Origin of the sequence: Amycolatopsis sp. Hca4, assembly GCF_013364075.1 — a bacterium.
Lineage (GTDB): Bacteria > Actinomycetota > Actinomycetes > Mycobacteriales > Pseudonocardiaceae > Amycolatopsis.
In genome coordinates this window covers 5,118,373-5,137,787 of the sequence record NZ_CP054925.1, presented here as the reverse complement: position 1 = coordinate 5,137,787, position 19,415 = coordinate 5,118,373, and the positions used below count along the sequence as shown (strand labels likewise).

19 protein-coding genes are annotated in these 19,415 nt (G+C 71.1%); 13 read left to right on the top strand and 6 right to left on the bottom strand.

The window, feature by feature from the left end:
- Positions 1–63 precede the first annotated feature (63 nt).
- The 6 genes from HUT10_RS22450 to HUT10_RS22425 all read left to right on the top strand — a co-directional run bounded on the left by HUT10_RS22450 (position 64) and on the right by HUT10_RS22425 (position 6,442).
- Complete coding sequence (locus HUT10_RS22450) at positions 64–1,407, top strand: glycosyltransferase 87 family protein (protein ID WP_176173036.1); 1,344 nt, start codon at positions 64–66, stop codon at positions 1,405–1,407.
- On the top strand, positions 1,382–2,590 hold the full coding sequence (locus tag HUT10_RS22445; protein WP_176173035.1) for a glycosyltransferase 87 family protein: 1,209 nt from the start codon (positions 1,382–1,384) through the stop codon (positions 2,588–2,590). The genes HUT10_RS22450 and HUT10_RS22445 overlap by 26 nt, the downstream gene beginning before the upstream one ends.
- 13 nt (positions 2,591–2,603) lie before the next feature.
- A complete protein-coding gene (locus HUT10_RS22440) occupies positions 2,604–3,788 on the top strand; it encodes a 5-(carboxyamino)imidazole ribonucleotide synthase (RefSeq protein ID WP_176173034.1) in 1,185 nt (394 codons plus the stop codon).
- A 14-nt stretch (positions 3,789–3,802) separates the two neighbouring features.
- Positions 3,803–4,300 carry a 5-(carboxyamino)imidazole ribonucleotide mutase gene (gene purE / locus HUT10_RS22435; RefSeq protein WP_176173033.1) on the top strand — a complete coding sequence of 166 codons (498 nt, stop codon included), beginning with the start codon at positions 3,803–3,805 and terminating at the stop codon, positions 4,298–4,300.
- 85 nt (positions 4,301–4,385) lie between these two features.
- Entirely contained in the window at positions 4,386–5,591 is a 1,206-nt protein-coding gene (locus HUT10_RS22430) for a hypothetical protein (RefSeq protein WP_254896981.1), read from the top strand.
- A 134-nt stretch (positions 5,592–5,725) separates the two neighbouring features.
- Complete coding sequence (locus HUT10_RS22425; protein WP_254896980.1) at positions 5,726–6,442, top strand: hypothetical protein; 717 nt, start codon at positions 5,726–5,728, stop codon at positions 6,440–6,442.
- On the opposite strand, the gene HUT10_RS22420 is transcribed toward HUT10_RS22425, so the two are convergent.
- Positions 6,439–8,100, bottom strand: a complete 1,662-nt coding sequence (locus tag HUT10_RS22420; RefSeq protein WP_176173032.1) for a class I adenylate-forming enzyme family protein — start codon at positions 8,098–8,100, stop codon at positions 6,439–6,441. The two genes, HUT10_RS22425 and HUT10_RS22420, sit on opposite strands and share 4 nt — an antisense overlap.
- Before the next feature lie 105 nt (positions 8,101–8,205).
- Between HUT10_RS22420 and HUT10_RS22415 the strand changes: the two genes are divergently transcribed.
- Positions 8,206–9,363, top strand: a complete 1,158-nt coding sequence (locus HUT10_RS22415) for an acyl-CoA dehydrogenase family protein (protein WP_176173031.1) — start codon at positions 8,206–8,208, stop codon at positions 9,361–9,363.
- 157 nt (positions 9,364–9,520) lie between these two features.
- Here HUT10_RS22415 and HUT10_RS22410 read toward each other — a convergent pair whose 3' ends face one another.
- Positions 9,521–10,381 carry a helix-turn-helix domain-containing protein gene (locus HUT10_RS22410; RefSeq protein WP_176173030.1) on the bottom strand — a complete coding sequence of 287 codons (861 nt, stop codon included), beginning with the start codon at positions 10,379–10,381 and terminating at the stop codon, positions 9,521–9,523.
- A gap of 130 nt (positions 10,382–10,511) precedes the next feature.
- On the opposite strand from HUT10_RS22410, the gene HUT10_RS22405 reads away from it, so the two are divergent.
- The 3 genes from HUT10_RS22405 to HUT10_RS22395 all read left to right on the top strand — a co-directional run bounded on the left by HUT10_RS22405 (position 10,512) and on the right by HUT10_RS22395 (position 12,947).
- Complete coding sequence (locus HUT10_RS22405) at positions 10,512–11,435, top strand: alpha/beta hydrolase (protein ID WP_176173029.1); 924 nt, start codon at positions 10,512–10,514, stop codon at positions 11,433–11,435.
- An 87-nt stretch (positions 11,436–11,522) separates the two neighbouring features.
- A complete protein-coding gene (locus HUT10_RS22400; RefSeq protein WP_176173028.1) occupies positions 11,523–12,452 on the top strand; it encodes a triacylglycerol lipase in 930 nt (309 codons plus the stop codon).
- 69 nt (positions 12,453–12,521) lie between these two features.
- Complete coding sequence (locus tag HUT10_RS22395; protein WP_176173027.1) at positions 12,522–12,947, top strand: hypothetical protein; 426 nt, start codon at positions 12,522–12,524, stop codon at positions 12,945–12,947.
- On the opposite strand, the gene HUT10_RS22390 is transcribed toward HUT10_RS22395, so the two are convergent.
- Positions 12,944–13,339, bottom strand: a complete 396-nt coding sequence (locus HUT10_RS22390; RefSeq protein ID WP_176173026.1) for a hypothetical protein — start codon at positions 13,337–13,339, stop codon at positions 12,944–12,946. The genes HUT10_RS22395 and HUT10_RS22390 overlap by 4 nt on opposite strands.
- Before the next feature lie 81 nt (positions 13,340–13,420).
- Here HUT10_RS22390 and HUT10_RS22385 point away from each other — a divergent pair, with 81 nt between their 5' ends.
- Both HUT10_RS22385 and HUT10_RS22380 read left to right on the top strand, forming a co-directional pair.
- Positions 13,421–14,236 (top strand): DUF1206 domain-containing protein, encoded by an 816-nt coding sequence (locus HUT10_RS22385; RefSeq protein WP_176173025.1) that lies wholly within the window; start codon positions 13,421–13,423, stop codon positions 14,234–14,236.
- 114 nt (positions 14,237–14,350) lie between these two features.
- Positions 14,351–14,791, top strand: a complete 441-nt coding sequence (locus HUT10_RS22380) for a DoxX family protein (protein ID WP_176173024.1) — start codon at positions 14,351–14,353, stop codon at positions 14,789–14,791.
- Positions 14,792–14,839: 48 nt separating this feature from the next.
- On the opposite strand, the gene HUT10_RS22375 is transcribed toward HUT10_RS22380, so the two are convergent.
- Entirely contained in the window at positions 14,840–15,544 is a 705-nt protein-coding gene (locus HUT10_RS22375; protein ID WP_176173023.1) for a TIGR03089 family protein, read from the bottom strand.
- Between the two features lie 108 nt (positions 15,545–15,652).
- Between HUT10_RS22375 and HUT10_RS22370 the strand changes: the two genes are divergently transcribed.
- Positions 15,653–16,489: an NAD(P)H-binding protein gene (locus HUT10_RS22370; protein ID WP_176173022.1), complete on the top strand. Its 837-nt coding sequence runs from the start codon at positions 15,653–15,655 to the stop codon at positions 16,487–16,489.
- Here HUT10_RS22370 and HUT10_RS22365 read toward each other — a convergent pair.
- Both HUT10_RS22365 and HUT10_RS22360 read right to left on the bottom strand, forming a co-directional pair.
- On the bottom strand, positions 16,482–17,747 hold the full coding sequence (locus HUT10_RS22365) for an LCP family protein (protein WP_254896979.1): 1,266 nt from the start codon (positions 17,745–17,747) through the stop codon (positions 16,482–16,484). The genes HUT10_RS22370 and HUT10_RS22365 overlap by 8 nt on opposite strands.
- 37 nt (positions 17,748–17,784) lie before the next feature.
- Positions 17,785–19,317, bottom strand: a complete 1,533-nt coding sequence (locus HUT10_RS22360; protein ID WP_176173021.1) for an LCP family protein — start codon at positions 19,315–19,317, stop codon at positions 17,785–17,787.
- Positions 19,318–19,415: the final 98 nt, after the last annotated feature.

The following is a 19,415-nucleotide window of genomic DNA, read 5'->3' as shown; positions in this document are numbered from 1 at the left end:
AAAAGTCCGGTTTCGCCCGGACCCTTCGGACCACGACCGGGCCGGTCATGATTTCCTGGTGCGGTGACCCGGACCGTATCCACCGACGTCGACGGCGCAGTCGCGGCCAGACCCCAGCACCGGCTGGCCCTGCGGAAGTCACTCGCCCGGCTGTCCGTCCGCCCGCGGTCGATCCTGATCCTGTCGGTGATTCCGCTGGTCGCGATCGGGTACGGCATCTACGGCTGGCAGCACGACTGGGTGCTCGGCGTCGACAGCGCGGTCTACCGCGCCGGCGCGTTGACGCTGCTGAACGGCGATTCGCTCTACGACGCCAACACCCTGCCGAACGAGCCGTGGTGGGCGTTGCTGCCGTTCACCTACCCGCCGACGGCGGCGCTGATCTTCGTCCCGCTCGCGGCCTTCCCGACGCAGATTTCCTGGGGCCTGATCACGGCCGTCTCGCTGGGGGCGATGGCGCTGTCGATCCGGATCGCCATCGGCGCGCTGCCGCGCCCGGCCGCCGACGGGCCGCGCTGGTGGGCCTCGCCCGCCCGCTCGACCATCGTGTTCTTCCTGGTCTGCCTCGGCCTCGAGCCGGTGTGGCGGACGATCTTCCTCGGCCAGATCAACCTGATCCTGATGGCCATGATCCTGCTGGACATGCTGGTCATCGGCGCGCGGGGGAGCCGCTGGGGCGGCGTCCTGGTCGGCGTCGCGGCGGCGATCAAGCTGACGCCGCTGGTGTTCCTCGGGCACCTGTTCATCACCGGCCGCCGGATGGACGCGCTGCGCGGGCTGGCGACGTTCGTGCTGCTCCAGGGCCTGATGTTCCTGATCAACGCGCACGACGCGGCCAAGTACTGGACCGTCACGCTGCCCGACACCGGCCGGATCGGGCCGGTGCACTGGGCGGGCAACCAGTCGCTGAACGCGCTGATGAACCGGGCCACCGACCTCGCGCCGTGGGCGTCGAAGGCGGCGATGGGCATCGGCCTGCTGCTCGCGATCCCGGCGCTGTGGCTGCTGCTGCGCTTCCACCGCAAGGGCCAGGCGCTGGCCGCGGTGCTCGTCACCGCGTTCTGGACGCTGCTGATGTCGCCGATCTCGTGGACCCACCACTGGGTGTGGGTGATCCCGCTGATCGTGCTGCTGGTTTCGCGGCTGCCGAAGACCACCCCGAAGACGGCGTGGCGGCGCTGGGTCGGGACCGGGCTGGTGGCGTTCGTGTTCGTCAGCTGCGTACTGCTGATCCTGCCGAACGGCCGCAACGTCGAGCTGCACTGGAAGGTGTGGCAGAACGTGCTGGGGGACGCCTACATCCTGATGCCGGTCGTGCTGGCTTTCGCGCTGATCCTGCGCTGGGGGCTGCTGCGGCGAGCGCGGAAGAAGGCGGCCGCGGATGTCGACGTCCCCGCCGGCGTCTGAGGCGCGCACCGGCCGCGTTCTCGCCGGGGTTCTCGCGCTGCTCGTCCTGGCTTTCGGGGTCGTCGTCTGGCTGGCCGGGTGGCACCTGGGCGCGGACAGCGCCGTGTACCGCGCGGGGGCGCTGACGCTGCTGCACGGCGACCCGCTCTACACGCGGGACGTGCTGACCGCGCTGCCGGACTGGGTGCGGCTGCCGTTCACCTACACCCCGGCCGCCGCGCCGCTGTTCCTGCCACTCGCCCTCGTGCCATCGGGCCTGGTCTGGGGCGTGATCGCGGTTTTGTCGGTGGTCGCCCTTATGGTCGTCATCACGGTGGTTTCGTCGTCGCCGGGGAGCACATCCCTTCTGGGAAGAAGGTGGTGGGCGCTGCCGGCGGGAACGGTCATCGCCCTGGCGCTGGAACCGGTCTGGAAGACGCTGTTCCTGGGCCAGATCAACTTGATACTGATGGCGTTCGTGGTGCTGGACGTCCTGGTGCTCTCCGTCCGCGGGTCGCGGTGGGCGGGCGTGCTGATCGGCGTGGCAGCGGCGATCAAGCTGACCCCGCTGATCTTCGTGCCGCACCTGTTCTTCACCGGCCGGTGGAAGGACGGCCTGCGGGCCCTGGGCACGTTCGTGGCGCTCGAAGCGGTGATGTTCGCAGTCATCCCGGTGGACGCGATGCGGTTCTGGCGGGATTCGGCGACCGATCCGAGCCGGGTCGGGTCGGTGCACTGGATCTTCAACCAGTCGCTCAACGGGCTGGTGAACCGGGCCTCGGCGCTGGCGCCCTGGTCGCTGGCGGTGGCGGTCGGGGTGGCGGCGGTGCTCGCCGTGCCCGCGGTGTGGCTGGTGGTGCGGCTGCACCGGCGTGGCGAGGACGCGGCGGCGCTGCTCGTGACGGCGTTCTACGGGCTGCTGCTGTCGCCGGTGTCGTGGTCGCACCACTGGGTGTGGTGCGTGCCGCTGATCACGCTGCTGCTGGTGAAGGCGCGCTGGTGGGCCGCGGCGGCGGTCACGGCGCTGTTCGTTTCGCAGGTCGTGATGCTGGTGCCCAACGGCGGGGACGTCGAGTTCGGCTGGGGCCTGGGGTGGTCGGTCCTCGGCAATGTGTACGTGCTCGCGGCGGCGGGCGGCATCCTGGGGCTCGCGGCGCGTGAGCTTCGTCTGGTCCGGCGGTCACCCCAGGTCGTGACCGTTTAGGCTGACTGGCGCTATGGACAAACACACCGGTCTGCCCGTCGTGGGCATGGTGGGCGGCGGCCAGCTGGCCCGGATGACCCACCAGGCGGCGATCTCCCTCGGCCAGTCCCTGCACGTGCTCGCCGCGAGCGAGAACGAGGCGGCGGGGCTCGTCGCCGGGGATGTCACGCTGGGGCACCACACCGATCTCGACGCCCTGCGGAAGTTCGCGGCCTCGGTCGACGTGCTCACCTTCGACCACGAGCACGTGCCGGGGGAACACCTGCTGACGCTGGCCATGGAGGGCCACGTCATCCGGCCGGCGGCGTCCGCGCTCGGCTTCGCGCAGAACAAGCTCGTGATGCGCGAGATGATGGCGGGCCTCGGCGTCCCGGGCCCGGCGTTCGCCGAGGTGTCCTCTGTGGACGACGTGGTGGCGTTCGGCGGCGAGCACGGCTGGCCCGTGGTGCTCAAGGCGGCGACCGGCGGGTACGACGGCCGCGGCGTCTGGATGCTCGACACCGCGCAGCACGCCCGCGAGACCGTGCCGGAGCTGCTCGAAGCGGGCACGGCGCTGCTGGTGGAGGCGAAGGTGGCGATGCGGCGGGAGCTGTCCGCGCTCGTCGCCCGCTCGCCCTTCGGCCAGGGCGCGGCGTACCCGGTGGTGGAGACGGTGCAAACCGGCGGCATCAACACCGAGGTCCTCGCCCCGGCGCCGGGGCTGCCCGACTCGCGGGTGCACGAGGCCCAGGACCTGGCGCTGCGGATCGCGGCGACCCTGGACGTCACCGGGCTGCTCGCGGTCGAGCTGTTCGAGACCGACACCGGGCTGCTGGTGAACGAGCTGGCGATGCGCCCGCACAACTCCGGGCACTGGACCATGGACGGCTCGCGCACGTCCCAGTTCGAGCAGCACCTGCGCGCGGTGCTCGACTACCCGCTCGGCCGGACGGACCTGATCGCGCCGGCGTGCGTGATGGCGAACGTGCTCGGCGCGCCGGAGCTGCCCGAGATGGGGCCGGACGAGCGGCTGCACCACCTGTTCGCGCGGTACCCGGAGGCGCGGGTGCACCTGTACGGCAAGCAGGAGCGGCCGGGCCGCAAGCTCGGGCACGTGAACTTCACCGGTGAGCGCATGGAGGACCTGCGCAACCGCGCGCTGCTGTCGGCGCACTGGCTGTCCCACGCCGTCTGGCTCGACGGCTACGAAATCCACTGACGGGAGAGGTCGGTATGGCGCCGCAGGTGGGCGTGATCATGGGCAGCGACTCGGACTGGCCGACGCTGGAGGCGGCGGGCGCCGCACTGGACGAGTTCGGCGTCGAGTACGAGGTGGGCGTCTACTCGGCGCACCGGACGCCGCAGCGCATGCTGGACTACGCCACGTCGGCGGCCTCCCGCGGCCTTCGCGTGATCATCGCGGGCGCGGGCGGGGCGGCCCACCTGCCGGGCATGGTGGCGTCGGCGACGGTGCTGCCGGTGATCGGCGTCCCGGTGCCGCTGAAGTACCTCGACGGCCTGGACTCGCTGCTGTCGATCGTCCAGATGCCGGCGGGCGTCCCGGTGGCCACGGTCTCGGTGGGCGGCGCGCGCAACGCGGGTCTGCTGGCCGTCCGCATCCTGGCGGCGTCCGACGAGGGCCTGCGCGCGAAGATGGCGCAGTTCCAGGCGGACCTGGAGAAGCTGGTGCTGGACAAGGACGCGGCGCTGCGCGAAAAGGCCGGTCGCTGACGTTCTGCCCTGATTCGCCTTCGGTGCCGGGGAGGATTCGCTAAGGTCCTGAATCCGGATTTCCCGGAGTGGTCGAGGGGCGGAAATGGCGGATTCCCGGCCGGGCGGCGGCGTTGCGGTGCCCTGGCTCGTCGGCGTCGTCCTGGCGGGTACCGGTGCGGCGCTGGGTGTCGTCGCGCTGACGTTCCCGTGGGTTTCGGTGCGGGTGGATTCCCGGTACCCGCCGTTCCCGTTGACGGTGACAGCCATCGAGCGCCAGGGCCCGACGTTCGCGGTGCTCCTGGTGGTGGCGGCGATGGGCGCGGTGCTCGCGTTGTCGGTCGCGCGCCGCCGGACGGGGGTCCGCTGGCTGCCGGTGGTGATGTGCGCACCGGTGCCGGCGCTGGCGGCGATGGTGGTCGGGCTGCGCGCCAACGCGGCCGACATGCGGTCCAGCCTGCCGGCCACCGGCGTGGATCCGGAGCAGCTCCACCCGGACGTGCTGGTGAACGCGGCCCAGGGCCTGGTGCTCTACACGACGGGGCTGGTGCTGCTCGGGCTCGGAGTGGCCGTGGCGGGCGTCCCGGCGGCCACGCGCCTTCCGCTGGCGTCGGCGCCCGCTGCGCCGCCGGCCCGGCGCACGCCGGTGGTCCGGCTGACGGCGCTGGTGCTCGCGGTGCCGTTGGTGGTGCTGTCCCAGGCACTGCCGTGGTTCGAGATCGACATCACCGACGGAGAGCTCCCGGCGGTGGTCACGGGCTGGCCCGGCATCTACCGGGCGGGATTGATCGCAATCTTGGTCCTCTTGGTGACCACGGCGGTGACAACGGGCTGGCCCCAGACGGCGGCCCGAACAACGGCCCTGTACGTGTGCGGCGGCTTGTACGGGGTGCTGTTGATCAACGCGTGGTTGCTGTGGGACCCGACCGGCGTGGCGAACCGGATCAGCGCGCAGCGATCGGAGCTGACGTTCGGCACGGGCTTCTTCGCGGCACTGGCGGCGGTGCCCCTGCTGGCGGTGGTGGTGGGGCCGCGGGTGATCGAGGACCCGGAGCCCGGGGAGGAGCTGCCGCCCGGGCCGGACGCGGAGCCAGAACCGACTTCGGCCACCGACTCGAAGCCGGCAGCCGACCCGGTATCGGGCGAAGAAGCGAGCGCGCAGGCGGAGCCAGCGGCGGCCGGAGCGGCGAAGCCGGCGGGTGAGCCCGGGCCGGCCGGAGGGCCGAAGTCGGTGGCCGAGCCAGCGGCGGCCGGGGAATCGGAGCCGGCGGCCTCCTCCCTCCGCGCGGGCCAGGAAGGTGCCGAGGCGTGAGCCGGAAGCGGACACCGGTCGTCGCGGGGCGGCGGACCTCCCTTCGACCCGCCCGGCGGCCGACCAAGGGGCCTGCCTGGTGGCGTGGGCTCGGCCGGGCGCCTAAATGGCTTCTCGCGACCGTCACCCCTCTGGTGCTGGCCGTCGCCGTTCCCGGGGTTGCGCCGCTCGTCGCCGATCGGGCCCGCGATCTCTTCTCCGACGATGTCCTCTCCGCGCGTGGGGAAAGCCGGCCCGATCTCCTCGCCGGGCAGTACTGGGCCACCGATGCCGAGCTCACCACTCCCGCCTCGGCGCAGGTGCTCGACGAGGTGCGCCGGCACACCCATGCCCAGCTCGGCACCTCCGGCCAGCAGGTGACCCTGGAAAGCCACCGCTCCGCGCGGATCGACATCGAGAACATCACCGCCGTCGTCGAGGAGCGGCGGTCGCCGCTCGCCGGGACCGCCTTCGTCGCCGATCCGCAAGGCAGCGGGGAAACCGCCCTCGTCGAATTCCGGCTCGACTCCGGGGCCGGTGCCGAAATCCCCGCGCTGGTGCCCGGGGACGGCGCCGCCTTGGCGCGGCCCTACCTCTCCGATGGCAAGATCCGGTTCGTCGAGCAGGGCAAGCCGGAGCACCTGGTGATCCAGGCCAAGACCGAGCGGTGCTTCTGCCTTTGGCGCGTCCGCATCGAATACTCCTACCGCGGCGGCAAACGCACCCTGGTCGTCCCGCCCGTCGGGCAGCCCGCCTTCGCCACGACCGCGTGGGGCACCCACAACATCGAGTACATCGTGCGCACCGATGGTGCCCGGCGGTACGACTGCCGGGCCACCCCCGCGTCCTGCCGGTTCAAGCCGACGTTCTAGGACAGCTGCTGCCGCAGCTCGCGTTTCAGCACCTTGCCCGCCGCCGACACCGGGATCTGCTCGACCACGTGCACCTCCCGCAAACGCTTGTACGGCAGCACCTTCTCGTTGACCGCGGCCATCAGCTCGTCGGCGTCCAGCGCGCCCCGGGGCACCACGAACGCCACCGGCAGCTCGCCGACCTCCGGGTCGGGGCGGCCGACCACCGCGGCCGCCGCGACGCCCGGCATCGTGGTGAGCAGCTCCTCGAGCTCGCGGGGGAACACGTTGTAGCCCTTGTACAGCAGCATGTCCTTCTTGCGATCCACAATAGACAGATAGCCGTCGTCGTCGAGGATGCCGATGTCGCCCGTGTGGAGCCAGCCGTCCACCAGGGCCGCCGCCGTCTCCTCCGGGCGGTTGCGGTAGCCGAGCATGATCTGCGGGCCGCGCAGGCAGACCTCGCCCCGCTCGCCCGGCGGGAGCGGGTCCTCGCCGCCCTCGGCCGGGACGATCTTGACCTCCGTGTCGAAGATCGGCACGCCCACCGAGCCCACCTTGCGCGTGCCCGAGCGGTACGTCGGCGAGATCACCGCGCCCATCGTCGCCTCCGTGAGGCCGTAGCCCTCGGTGACCACCACGTCCGGGAACCGGGTGCGCAGCGCGTTGATCATCGCGTGGTTCATCGGCGCCGCTCCCGAGCCGATCGAGCGGACCGACGACAGGTCGGCGGTGTGGAACGACGGCGTCGCGAGCAGGGCCGCGAACAGCGCCGGCGCGCCGCCCATGCCGGTGACGCGGAGCCGCTCGGCGTCGGCGACGTACGCCGCCGGGTCGAAGCGCGTGTGCAGCACCATCGTCGTGCCGGCGATCACCGCCGCGTTGAGGCCGCCGATGATGCCCATCGCGTGGAACCACGGCGTCAGGTTGATCGCGACGCCCGTGCCCAGCCGCGACGGCCACTCCTCCTCGCTGCCGATCTGGTCGATCGTGACGTCGCCGCGCGCGTCGAGGGCCGGCACCGAGCCGGTGCCCCAGCAGGCGTGCTGGAGCGTGTTGACCACGACGTTGCGGTGCGTCAGCCGCACGCCCTTGGACCGGCCGGTGGTGCCGCCGGTGTAGGCGAGGTGGGCGAGGTCCTCGTGGACGTCGAGCTCGACGGCGGGCGGCGTCTCCGGCCGGCCGGCGTGGAAGGCCTCGAACTCGGTGGCGCCCTCGGGCAGGTCGCCGGTGGGCTGGACGACGACGGTGAACCGCGCTGGGATCCGGTCGGCGACGCTCGCCAGCGCGCCGGCGACCGGGCCGTACGTCACCACCGCCGCGGCCTCGCAGTCGGTGAGCTGGAACGCGAGGTCGCCCGGCGGGAGCAGCGGGTTTGCCGGGCTGAAGGTGGCCCCGGCCAGCAGCGTGCCGTAGTAGGCGACCGGGAAGGCCAGGCAGTTCGGCAGGTGCAGCGCCACGACGTCGCCGCGGCCGATGCCGCGCTCGCGCAGCGCGTTGGCGAACCGGCAGGCGGCGCGGTGGGTCTCGGCGAAGGTGAGCTGGTGACCGTCGTGGGCGAAGGCCGTCCGGTCGCCCCAGCGCGCGGCACCCGCCGCCAGGATCGAACCGACGGGGACTTCGGGGTAGTCGAGGGAGGTGGGCAGACCGGGCGGCGTCATCGGCGCGGTGATCGGCATCACCCGACCATACGAACGGTGCGGTCAACGCCACAAGGACGACGTAGGTGAACGAGCGCTAACATCGACAGACCCCTCCCGACGTTGCAGAGAAGGTGACCGGAAGTGACCGACGGCCTGTACCAGCTTGCCGAGGAGCACGAGGAGCTGCGGGCCGCGGTCCGGGCTCTGGCCGAGAAGGAGATCGCGCCGTACGCGGCGGAGGTCGACGAGAACGAGCGTTACCCGATCGAGGCGTACAACGCGCTGGTCAAGTCGGGCTTCAACGCCGTGCACATCGGCGAGGAGTACGACGGGCAGGGCGCGGACGCCGTCGGTGCCTGCATCGTCATCGAAGAGGTGGCTCGGGTCGACGCTTCCGCCTCGCTGATCCCGGCGGTCAACAAGCTGGGCACCCAGCCGATCATCCTGTCCGCCTCCGAGGGGCTCAAGAAGCTCGTGCTGCCCTCGATCGCGTCCGGTGAGGCTTCGGCTTCCTACGCGCTTTCGGAGCGCGAGGCGGGGTCGGACACCGCTTCCATGCGGACCCGGGCCCGGCTCGACGGGGACCACTGGGTGCTGAACGGGACGAAGTGCTGGATCACCAATGCCGGTGAGTCCTCCTGGTACACCGTGATGGCGGTCACCGATCCCGATGCCGAGAAGAAGGCGAACGGGATTTCGGCTTTTGTCGTGCACAAGGACGACCCGGGTTTCTCGGTCGGTCCCAAGGAGAAGAAGCTCGGGATCAAGGGGTCGCCCACCCGGGAGATCTACTTCGAGAACTGCACCATTCCCGAGGATCGGATCATCGGTGAGCCGGGTACCGGGCTGAAGACCGCTCTGCGGACCCTTGATCACACCCGGCCGACCATCGGTGCGCAGGCTCTGGGTATTGCCCAGGGCGCTTTGGATGCTGCTGTGGCTTACGTGAAGGATCGCAAGCAGTTCGGGAAGTCGATCTCCGAGTTCCAGGGTGTTCAGTTCATGCTGGCCGATATGGGGACGAAGATCGAGGCTGCTCGGCATCTCGTCTATGCCTCGGCTGCTGCTTCGGAGCGGGGGGACAAGCGGGCCGGGTTCATGGCTTCCGCCGCGAAGGCTTATGCGTCCGATATCGCCATGGAAGTCACTACTGATGCTGTTCAGCTCTTTGGTGGGGCTGGGTACACCCGGGACTTCCCCGTTGAGCGGATGATGCGGGATGCCAAGATCACGCAGATCTACGAAGGCACCAACCAGATTCAGAAGGTTGTCATGGCTCGGGCCCTGCTGAAGGGCTGACTTTCTCTCGGGGCCGCCACCCCGAAGCCTGATTGTGACTACGGCCGGCGGCAGGTTGTCAAGGCGGGAAAGCGTGCCTTGACAACCTGCCGCCGGCCGTGTTCTGGCTTCGGATCGGGGTTGCGGGGGGTCTGGGTTTCTCCGTTGTTGCCTCGGGTTATCGGGCGCCGGTTTTCTGGTTTTGCGCCCATGCTGTCAGGATCAGCAAGGCGTCGTGGGATGGGGTTTTCGGCTCTGCCGTCAGGACCATCAGGCGCTGGCCTGAGCCGTCTGGGCTTGTCCACGTGTCGCAGTCCAGTGTCATTCTTCCCGTTGTCGGGTGGTTGTAGTGCTTTGTTCCGTACGTTGCGTTGTTCACCTGGTGTTCGGCCCACCACCTGCTGAAGTCCGGGTCCTGTAGGGACAGGTCTCCCACCAAGCGGGCCAGGTCGGGGTCCGTTGTGTCCGACGCCGCTTCCATTCTCAGGGCCGCTACCGCTTCTCGGGCGTCGTGCTGCCAGTTCTCGTGCATATTTCGAATTTGGTCGTTCGTGAACAGCATGCGCAGGTAGTTGCGCTGCTGCGGGGGGATTTCCTCGAAGTCCGTGAACAGGGCCGTTGCTGCTCGGTTCCACGCCAGGATGTCCAAGCGCCTGCCCAGCACCAGGGCCGGCGTTGCCGTCAGCTGGGTCAGGAGCCTGCGCATGGCCGGCCGCACGCGCTGCGGGGGACGGCGCCTGCGGGGGAGTGCGTCGGCTCGGCCGGCCAGCTCGTACAGGTACTTCTGCTGGTCCTCGTTCAGGCGCAACGCCCTCGCCAACGTCGTCAGCACCGGTGCCGATGCCCGGACGCGGCCCTGCTCCAGGCGTGTGTAGTAGTCCACGCTGATCGCCGCCAGGCCTGCTACCTCTTCCCGGCGGAGGCCGGCCACCCTCCGCGGCGCCCCCGGCTCGGGGAGGCCGCAGTCCTGCGGGGTCAGCTGGGCTCGGCGGGCCTTGAGGTACGCGCCCAGCGCCTTGGGGTCGGGATCCGGCGTCATGCCTCCAGTGTCCCGGGTGCCTCGACCTCTTGAGGGGGCAAGTTCTTTCCCCGGCAGAAACCTGTCTCTCCCGGGCCGGCCGGATCCGGCGGAATGTGGTGGAGCAAACGCCGCATTCCCAGGAGGACTGATGACCAGGACCAGCGTCCGTTTCGACAGCAACGGCATTTCGCTCGCCGCGCACCTCTACACCCCGGACTCGGGCGGGCCGTGGCCTGCCCTGGTCGTCGGGCACCCCGGGACCGGGGTCAAGGAGCAGACCTCCGGGACCTACGCCCGCCTGATGGCCGAACGCGGGTTCGTCACCCTGGCCTTCGATGCCGCCCACCAGGGTGAGTCCGGCGGGCTGCCGCGGGGGCTCGAAGACCCCGCCCAGCGCGTCGAGGACTTCAAGGCCGCCGTCTCCTACCTCGGCACCCGGGCGGAAGTCGACACCGGCCGGATCGGGCTGCTGGGGATCTGTGCCTCCGGTGGGTACTCCCTCGCCGCCGCCGGGGGTGATCCGCGGGTGCGGGCCGTGGCCACCGTCAGCGGGGCCGATGTTGCCCGGCAGTTCCGGTTCGGCGCCGACGGGACCCAGGATCCGGCCGTTTTCGAGGGACTGCTCAGGCTGGCCGGCCAGGCTCGGACCACCGCCGCGCTCGGCGGGGATCCCGGGGTGCTGACCATGTTCCCGGAGACCGCCGCGCAGGCCGAGGCGCTCGGTGGGGAGCACGGTGTGGAGGGCTTCGAGTACTACTGCACTTCGCGGGGCGAGCACGAGCGGTCCGCGAAGTTCCTCACCTGGCCGAGCGTCGACAAGCTCGCCGCGTTCGACGCCTTCCACGCCGTTCCGCTCATCGCGCCGCGTCCGGTGCTCCAGATCGTCGGGAGCCGGGCCGTCACGTCGTGGATGGCCGTCGAGGTGCACCAGCGGGCCACCGGGCCCAAGGAACTCCACTGGATCGAGGGGGCCAGCCACGTCGACCTCTACGACAAGAAGGAGTTCATCGACCCCGCCGTCGAGAAGCTCGCCGGCTACTTCCGGACCGCGCTGGACGAAGAAGGGAAATAACCCACCAGGGGGAGGTCCGAACAAGTTACTCGCGCGTTAAGCCATCGGTGACGCGGATCACCATCGGTTCACAGAGAGGTGAAGCGGATGGGCGCAACGACGCGCAGGTGGCTCACGGCGGCCGCCGCCACGGTGGCGGCACTCGCGATGGGGGCGGGGACCGGCCAGGCCGCGGAACGAGAACCCTCCGGGCCCGTGCAGCCCACCATCCTCACCGCCGCCGTCTACTCGCTCGCGGCGCCGACGATCGCTCCGCCCGGGGCCAACGACTGGAACTGCCGGCCCGGTGCACAGCATCCCAATCCCGTCCTGCTCTCCAACGGGACCACCGCCAACGCCTACGAGAACTGGGCCAACCTCTCGCAGAAGCTCGCCGACGCCGGTTACTGCGTCTTCGCCGGGAACTTCGGCGGTGCTCCCGGCTCCTTCCTGCAGACCGTCGGGCCCGTGGCCGACACCGCGAAAGCGCTTGCCGCCTTCGGGGACCGCATCCTCGCGGCCACCGGGGCGGCCAAGCTCGACGTCGTCGGGCACTCGCAGGGCGGAATGAACATCCGGTACTGGATCAAGTACCTCGGCGGCGCGGGCAAGATCAGCAGGCTCGTCGGGCTGTCGCCGTCGAACCACGGGACCGATCTCTTCGGGCTGCTGAGCACCCTCGAGCGGATCCCCGGGGTGCCCGCCGCGCTCGGGACCGTCTGCCAGGCCTGCAACGAGCAGGCGGTGGGCTCGGACTTCCTCACCGATCTCAACGCCGGCGGGGAAACCGTGCCCGGCATCCAGTACACCGTCATCCAGACCCGCTACGACGACGTCGTGACGCCGTACCGCAGCGCCTTCCTCGCTCCCGCGCCCAACGTGAAGAACGTCCTGCTCCAGGACGTCTGCGGGCTCGACTTCACCGATCACCTCGGGATCACCTACGACCCCGTCGCGCAGGGGCTGGTGCTCAACGCGCTCGATCCCGCGCACGCCAAGACGCCGCCCTGTGTTTTTGTGCCGCCCGTCATCTCCTGAGTTTCGCCACATGAGACATAACCCACCGCCGGGGCGGATTTGCGCTCCGGCGGTGTCACTCTCGAACTCATGTACTGGCCGGTTCCGGCGTCCTGGACGCCCCACGACGAAGCCGAGCTGGTCGCCGGCTGGCGGCTGTGGCTCGAGCTGTCCGATCGCGCCTGGCCGACCGCCGCCTGGGACGGGACCCCGGCCGGCGCCGTCCGCCAGCTGCGTGACCTGCTCGCCGCGTGCGACGACATCGAGACCGCTTACCGCGCGGCCGCCGAGACGCCGTCGCCCGGGTTCCTCAGCCTGACGCAGGGCCTCGCCGTCACGGCGGGCTCGGCCATCTCGCTCTGGTTCGACGACTTCGACCAGCTCGACGGCGAGCGCGCGGCCCTGCTGCACGAGGACCTCACCCGGTTCGCCGAGCAGGCGGAGCAGGTGCTGACCCTGCTGGCCGTCAACGGCGGCTGGGCCGGCCTCGACGAGGTGCGCCGCCGCCCCGCCTAGCCGAGCGTCGGATCGGTGCCGCCGTCCGCCACCGGGCGGAACCGCGTGCCGCCGAAGACCTCGTCCAGCGGGCGGTCCAGGGTCAGCTCCGCGTCCGGGCCGATCGCCCAGCCGAGCTCGACCACGTCGTCGGCCTCCTCCCGGTCCTCGACCCGGTGCGTGACGTCCCCCTCGGCCACCGACCACTGGCCGCCGAGGGTCAGGTGCAGCCGGGCGGTCAGGAGGCCGGGCGCCGGGACCTGCCAGGTGAAGCGGCGGACGACGAACTCCTTGCTCCAGCTCGCCCAGTACAGCCAGCCCGAGCCGTCGGCGCGGAAGCCCAGCTCGGTGTACTCGGGGGAGCCCGGGTACACCTCCTGGTCCGACCAGTAGCCGGTCAGTGGCGCGCTCACCGTCCGATCGTCGCAGGCACAGCAAGTGATTAGGCCGCTTGGCCCAGTGGATCGGGGTCGGGCGTGGGTACTACAGCAGGCATGAACCGGACAGAGGCCACCGCCGAAAGAGGCGAGAAGAGCAACACCGCGCAAGTGCTCGGCCGCGCCGGCATGGCGTGCTACGGCGTCGTGCACCTGGTCATCGCCTACCTTGCGCTGCAGGTCGCCTTCGGCGACAGCGAGCAGGCCGACCAGAAGGGGGCACTGCAGCAGATCGGCTCCACGGCGTTCGGCCAGGTCCTGCTCTGGGTCGTCGCGGTCGGCCTGATCCTGTTCGGGCTCTGGCAGTTCCTGATGGCCGCCACCGGGTACGAGTGGGTCAGCGGCGGCAAGCGGACGCGCAAGCGGATCGGCGCGGCCGCGCGCGGGGTCGTGGTGATCCTGCTCGGCATCACCGCCATCCGCATCGCCACCGGCAGCGGGGGCGGTGGGTCCGGCAACGAGAAGCAGCAGGAGTTCACCGCCAAGCTGCTCCAGCTGCCCGCCGGGCCGGCGCTGGTCGTCATCGCCGCCGCCTGCGTGCTCGGCGTCGCCATCGCCGCGGGGGTGAAGGGCGTGAAGAAGAAGTTCCTCGAGGACCTCAACACGACCGAGCTGCCGGGCAGGACCAAGCGCTGGATCGGCTGGATCGGCACCACGGGCTACCTCGCCAAGGGCGTCGTCCTCGCCATCGTCGCGATCCTGCTGGCCATCGCCGGGTTCACGGCCGACCCGAACAAGGCCGGCGGCCTGGACGCCGCCCTGAAGACGCTTTCGGCCCAGCCCTTCGGCACCGTGCTGCTGATCGTGGTCGCGCTCGGCCTCGCCGCGTTCGGCGTGTACTGCTTCGGCGCGGCCCGGGCGCACAAGCGCTGAACGGTGCCTGTCGGTTTCCTGTCGATCACCGTCCGGAGCTTCGGCGTGGGTGCCCGGTGCCCTACTTTGGGTCGGGTCAGTTGAACTTTCACCTACTCGGGGAGCTGAAACCGGATGTTCGGACGATTCAAGGACGTGGCCCTGTTGCTGGGGAGGATCGGCGTCGCGGTCGTCTTCCTCGCGCACGGGCTTCAGAAGTGGGACAACGGCATCGCCGGCACGGCAAAGTTCTTCGAGATGTCGGGCATCCCGCTGCCCACGGCCGCCGCGGTCTTCGCGATGACCGTCGAGATCCTCGGCTCGGTCGCCTTCATCGTCGGCTTCCTGCTGCCGCTCGTCGGCATCGGCTACGTCGTCATCTCGGTCGGTGCGCTGCTCTCGGTGCACATCGACAACGGCCTGACCGGCCAGGGCGGCTACGAGCTGGTCCTGGTGCTGGCGCTCGCCGGGCTCGCCCTCGGCTTCAACGGCGGCCGGCTTTCGCTGGACCACCTGCTGTGGGGTCGCAAGCGCGCCCGCCGCGACGCCGACGTCGGCGAGCTGCAGACCGCCTGACCCGCGGTTCTGCGTGAAGGCCACCTCGCCCGAGGTGGCCTTCACCGTTCACTCCGGGAGGTCGGTGGTGGTGCGTTCCGCTTCGCGGCGGGCGGCGAGCTTGCCCGGGTCCGCGTTGCTCACGTGGACCAGGTGGGCGCCCGCCGCCAGGGGGACCAGGAAGCCGTCGAGGATGCCGTCCGGGCCGGTCCAGTCCCGGGTGGACAGCACGCGGTCGTCCGCGGTGAGGCCGAGTTTCGCCGCGCGGGCCCGCGCTTCGGCCAGCACCTCGTCCACAGTGGAGTCGAAGAGCGCGGCCGTGCCGCCGGGGATCGGGAAGAGCGGGCGGTACTGGTCGCCCGCCAGCCGCGCCTCGCTCAGGTAGTCGAACGCACCGCCGCCCGGCGGCTCGGCGAGGCCGCGGCCCATCGGGTCGAGCGTGACGACGGCGGTGGCCGCCGCGCCGGTCGGCTCCGGGTCGTCCGGCCCGACGAACGCCACCCGCGCGCCCGCGCCCTCGGTCACCACGCGCGCCCCGCACCACCACGCCCCGAGCAGCACGCCCGCGGTCTGCCAGTGCGCCGGGAGCTGCACGGCCACGGCGTCGCCCGGCTCGACGTCGAACTCCTCGGTCAGCCAGTTGGCCGTCTTCGCCGCCCAGTTCGCGGTGGTCGCGACGGACAGCTCGACGCGGCTGCCCAGCTGGTCGTCGTAGTGGGTGATCAACGGTTGGGCGGCCGGCAGCGGGCGCAGCAGCTCGTCGGTCAGGCTCATGGGGACAAGGCTAAAGCGCGGACCACGCGCCGCGCCGGTTGACACCGCATCGCCGCCGTCAGTACGTTTGTTTTGAAAGCAAACCTATCTCGACAGCTGGGGGATTTCATGACCGTTCTCGTCACCGGAGCCACCGGACACGTCGGGCGCGCGGTGGTCGGCTCGCTCGTCGCGGCCGGTCAGGACGTCCGCGCGTCGAGCCGTGACGCCGCGAAGCTCGACGTCCCGGACGGCGTCGCGAAGGTCAGCGCGGACCTGGAGGACGCCTCGACGCTGGAGCCCGCGCTCGACGGCGTCTCCGCGGCCTTCCTCTACACCCGGCCGCAGGGCATCGAAGCGTTCGTGAAGGCGGCCGAAGCGGCCGGCGTGCGGCACGTCGTGCTGCTGTCGTCGGCCGCGACGCTCGAACCGGATGCCGCGCACAGCCGGATCGCGCTCCTGCACCGGGCGGTGGAGGACGCGTTGGCCGCGGGGTCGTTCGCTTCGACCGCGTTGAACCCGGGCGCCTTCGCGACGAACACGCTGGGCTGGCGGGCCGACGTCGCCGAGGGGGTCGTCCGCACGGCGTACCCGGACTCGCGGATCGGGGCGATCCACGAGCGGGACATCGCCGACGTCGCGGCCCGGATCCTGATCGACGGCTCACACGACGGGGAGTCGCTGGCGCTGACCGGTCCGGAGCCGATTTCGTTCCGCGAACAGGCCGAGGTGCTCGCGGACGTCCTCGGCAGGCCGTTGCGGGTCGAAGAGCTGACGAAGGAGCAGGCGGTCGAGCGGATGCTGGCGCTCGGCTGGCCGTCGGGCGTGCCGGAGTCGGTCCTCGGGGCCTGGGCGCGGACGGTGCAGGAGCCGTCGCCGGTGACGGACGTGGTCCGCGAGGTGACCGGGAACGCGCCGCGGACGTTCCGGCAGTGGGCGGAGGAGCACCGCGCCGACTTCAGTTGACGCAGGGCACTCCGGGGGAGTCTCGGAGCAGCGGCGCCGCGGCGGGGGCGGCGCCGCTGCCCGAGCCGCCACCCGACGCCTGCGGGGCCGCCGCCGGGGCCGGGCGGCCGGCCAGGCTCGCCACGAACTCGCGGATCGCCTTCGGGTCGATCTGCACGATGCTCTGACCGTCCGGGCTGCGGCCGTTCGCCGTGATCACCGGGATCGTCGCGAACGTCAGGTCGCCCGACGCGATCCCCTTCGCCTGCTGCGCGAACTGCAGCAGGTCGAGGCCCGGGTCCAGGGTCAGCGACCGGTGCACCGCGTCCATCAGGTCGTTCAGCGTGCCCGGGCTGGTCAGCGTGCCCGCCGACAGCAGCTGGTGCAGTGCCGAGGACAGGAACGCCTGCTGCCGCACGATCCGGTCCAGGTCGCCGCGCGGCAGGTTCTTGCGCTGGCGGACGAAGGACAGCGCTTCGCCGCCGGAGACCGTCTGCTCGCCGCGGCGGAAGTTCGCGCCGGAATCCTTGTCCTCGGTCGCGTGGTTCAGGCAGACCTTGACGCCGCCGAGCGCCTCGGTCAGCAGGTAGAAACCGAGCAGGTTGATCTCGGCGTAGTGGTCGATCCGCACCTGCGTCAGGTCCTGCACCGCCTGCACCAGCACGCGGCGGCCTTCGGTGTCGGAGTCGCGCTCGATCTTCGCCTGGTCGCGCTCGCCCTGCCCCCGCAACGCCTGCGCGGCGCGCGCCTTCGCCACGCCGTACGCCGAGTTGATCTTGGCATCGCCGCGACCGGGAACGGCCGTCCAGGTGTCGCGCGGGATCGAGACCGCCGAGGGCTTGCCGCCGTTCTTCGGCACCCGCAGCACGATGATCGTGTCGGTGTTCACCGCGCCGTCGTTGGCTTCGGTGCGCAGCTGCCGCAGCACCCGCGGCGGCAGCGCGTTGCCCTGGGCGTCGGTGCGGGCGTCGCTGCCGACGAGCAGGATGTCCTCCGCGCCGTCGTCGGCGGGCGGTGGCGCGGGCTCGCCGGCCCGCGGGGTCAGCGCGTCGGTGGTCGGGACCGTGCTCTGCAGCTGGTCCTTGGTGACGTAGACGTAGCCGCTGGCGCCGAGCGCGAGCAGCGAAACCAGGCCGACCGCCACCCGGCGCGTCACCCGGCCCACGCGGCGCACCCGCGACGGCGCGGGCGCCTGCCGCGGAAACGGCGACGGCTTCCAGTCGTCGCTCTGCGTGACCGGCTCGGTGTCCACCGCTGGTTTTTCCTGGTCCTCTGCCACCCTGGTTTTCCTCCCCCGAACACCCTGCGTACGCAGTCTAGTTGACGCAGGGGACGTCGCCCGCCGTGATCGTCGGCGCGGCGGGGGTGGCGGGTGCCGACGCGGTGGCCGGCGGCTTGGCGGCGGTCGACGTCGGTGCGCCACCCGGGCCGGCGGCCGAGTTCCGGAGGTCCTTGCCCAGCAGCACGCGCACGTGCCCGGCCGTGACGTCCCGGTCCGGCTCGGCCTGGACGCTGGTGCCCAGCGCCTGCTTGACCAGGGCCAGCGCGGTCTCGTCGGCCGGGTTGTACCGGACGATCGTCGCGGCGCGGGTGCTCAGCTTCTGGTCGGCGGCGAGCGTGAAGCCCTTGCCCTGCAGCATGGCGTGCGTCTGGCCGGCCAGCCCCGGCGAACCCGAGCCGTCGAACAGCTCGACCGTGACGGCCTGGGCGCCGGGCAGCTGCGCCGGCGTCGACGACGGCCCCGCCGGGGTGTCGCCGTCCGCCGTCAGCCGCGCCACCTCGGCCGCCACCTGGGCCGGGTCGACGCGCAGCACGTCGGCGCCGCCGATGGTCGCGTTGCCCAGCGTGGGGATGGTGTGGAACTCGATGTTGCCGCCGGTCAGGCCGCGCATCTGCTCGGCGAACTCGGTGAGGTCCCAGCCCTGCGACACCACGACGGACTTCTTCACCGCCGAGACCAGGTCGGCGATCTTCACCGGGCTGGTCAGCACGTCGGACGAGATCACCTTGCGGGCCAGCCCGGACAGGAACGCCTGCTGCCTCGCGATCCGGTCGAGGTCGTAGTTCGGCAGGCCGTAGCGCTGGCGGACGAACGCAAGCGCTTGCACGCCTTCGATCGTCTGGCGCCCGCCCGGCAGGTCGACGCCGGACTTCGTCTCCTTGACCGGACCCTTGAGGCAGACCTCGACGCCCCCGATCGACTTGGTGATCTCGTAGAAGCTGGCCAGGTTGACCTCGGCGTAGCGGTCGATCATGCCCGGCTTGCCGATGAACTTCTCGATGGTGGCGATGAGGTTCTTGCGCCCGGCGACCTTCGCTTCCTGGTCGGCCTGCTTGAGGTCGGTCACGCCCTTGCGCTGCAACGCGCGGTAAGTGTCCGTGTACGCGTAGACGAACGCGCTGTTGAGCTTGTGCTTGCCGAAGCCACCGGTCAGTTCCACCCACGAGTCGCGGGGGAACGAGATCGCGATCGCCTGCTTCCCGTTCTGGGGGATGTGCACGAGGATCATCGTGTCGGTGTTCAGTTCGCCGTCGGAGACGCCGGCGTGCAGCATGTCGAGCACCTCGCGGGGCAGCGGGTTGCCCTGCGCGTCCGTGCGGCTGTCCTGGCCGACCAGGAGGATGTCGATCGCGCCGTCGAGCGGCTTCGCGTGCGCTTCGGTGTCGGCGAAGACGTTCGTGGTCGTCAGGCCGGTGTTCGGGTCGCCGATGTACTGCCAGCCGTACCAGGTCAGGGCCAGGATCGCCACGGACAGCAACGACACGACGACCTTGCCGCCGCGGCGGGCGAACACCGCGGCCGGTTGTGGCCGGCGCGCCGGGATGGTCGGCGCAGCCTGTTCGGTCACGCGCTTCCTCCCCTGTGACCCCGTGCTTCCCCCATGGCACCAGTGTGCCTCCGGCGCAGACTCTACTGAGGGTGTTGTGGGGCCTCCGTAGGCTGGGG

What these genes read in the sequence shown, in the direction of transcription:
- HUT10_RS22385 (WP_176173025.1), top strand. Translation starts at nt 13,421, where the DNA reads ATGAACCGGACAGAGGCCACCGCCGAAAGAGGCGAGAAGAGCAACACC.
- HUT10_RS22440 (WP_176173034.1), top strand. Translation starts at nt 2,604, where the DNA reads ATGGACAAACACACCGGTCTGCCCGTCGTGGGCATGGTGGGCGGCGGC.
- HUT10_RS22420 (WP_176173032.1), bottom strand. Translation starts at nt 8,100, where the DNA reads ATGCCGATCACCGCGCCGATGACGCCGCCCGGTCTGCCCACCTCCCTC.
- HUT10_RS22400 (WP_176173028.1), top strand. Translation starts at nt 11,523, where the DNA reads ATGGGCGCAACGACGCGCAGGTGGCTCACGGCGGCCGCCGCCACGGTG.
- HUT10_RS22410 (WP_176173030.1), bottom strand. Translation starts at nt 10,381, where the DNA reads ATGACGCCGGATCCCGACCCCAAGGCGCTGGGCGCGTACCTCAAGGCC.
- HUT10_RS22405 (WP_176173029.1), top strand. Translation starts at nt 10,512, where the DNA reads ATGACCAGGACCAGCGTCCGTTTCGACAGCAACGGCATTTCGCTCGCC.
- purE (WP_176173033.1), top strand. Translation starts at nt 3,803, where the DNA reads ATGGCGCCGCAGGTGGGCGTGATCATGGGCAGCGACTCGGACTGGCCG.
- HUT10_RS22430 (WP_254896981.1), top strand. Translation starts at nt 4,386, where the DNA reads ATGGCGGATTCCCGGCCGGGCGGCGGCGTTGCGGTGCCCTGGCTCGTC.
- HUT10_RS22395 (WP_176173027.1), top strand. Translation starts at nt 12,522, where the DNA reads ATGTACTGGCCGGTTCCGGCGTCCTGGACGCCCCACGACGAAGCCGAG.
- HUT10_RS22375 (WP_176173023.1), bottom strand. Translation starts at nt 15,544, where the DNA reads ATGAGCCTGACCGACGAGCTGCTGCGCCCGCTGCCGGCCGCCCAACCG.
- HUT10_RS22370 (WP_176173022.1), top strand. Translation starts at nt 15,653, where the DNA reads ATGACCGTTCTCGTCACCGGAGCCACCGGACACGTCGGGCGCGCGGTG.
- HUT10_RS22380 (WP_176173024.1), top strand. Translation starts at nt 14,351, where the DNA reads ATGTTCGGACGATTCAAGGACGTGGCCCTGTTGCTGGGGAGGATCGGC.
- HUT10_RS22445 (WP_176173035.1), top strand. Translation starts at nt 1,382, where the DNA reads ATGTCGACGTCCCCGCCGGCGTCTGAGGCGCGCACCGGCCGCGTTCTC.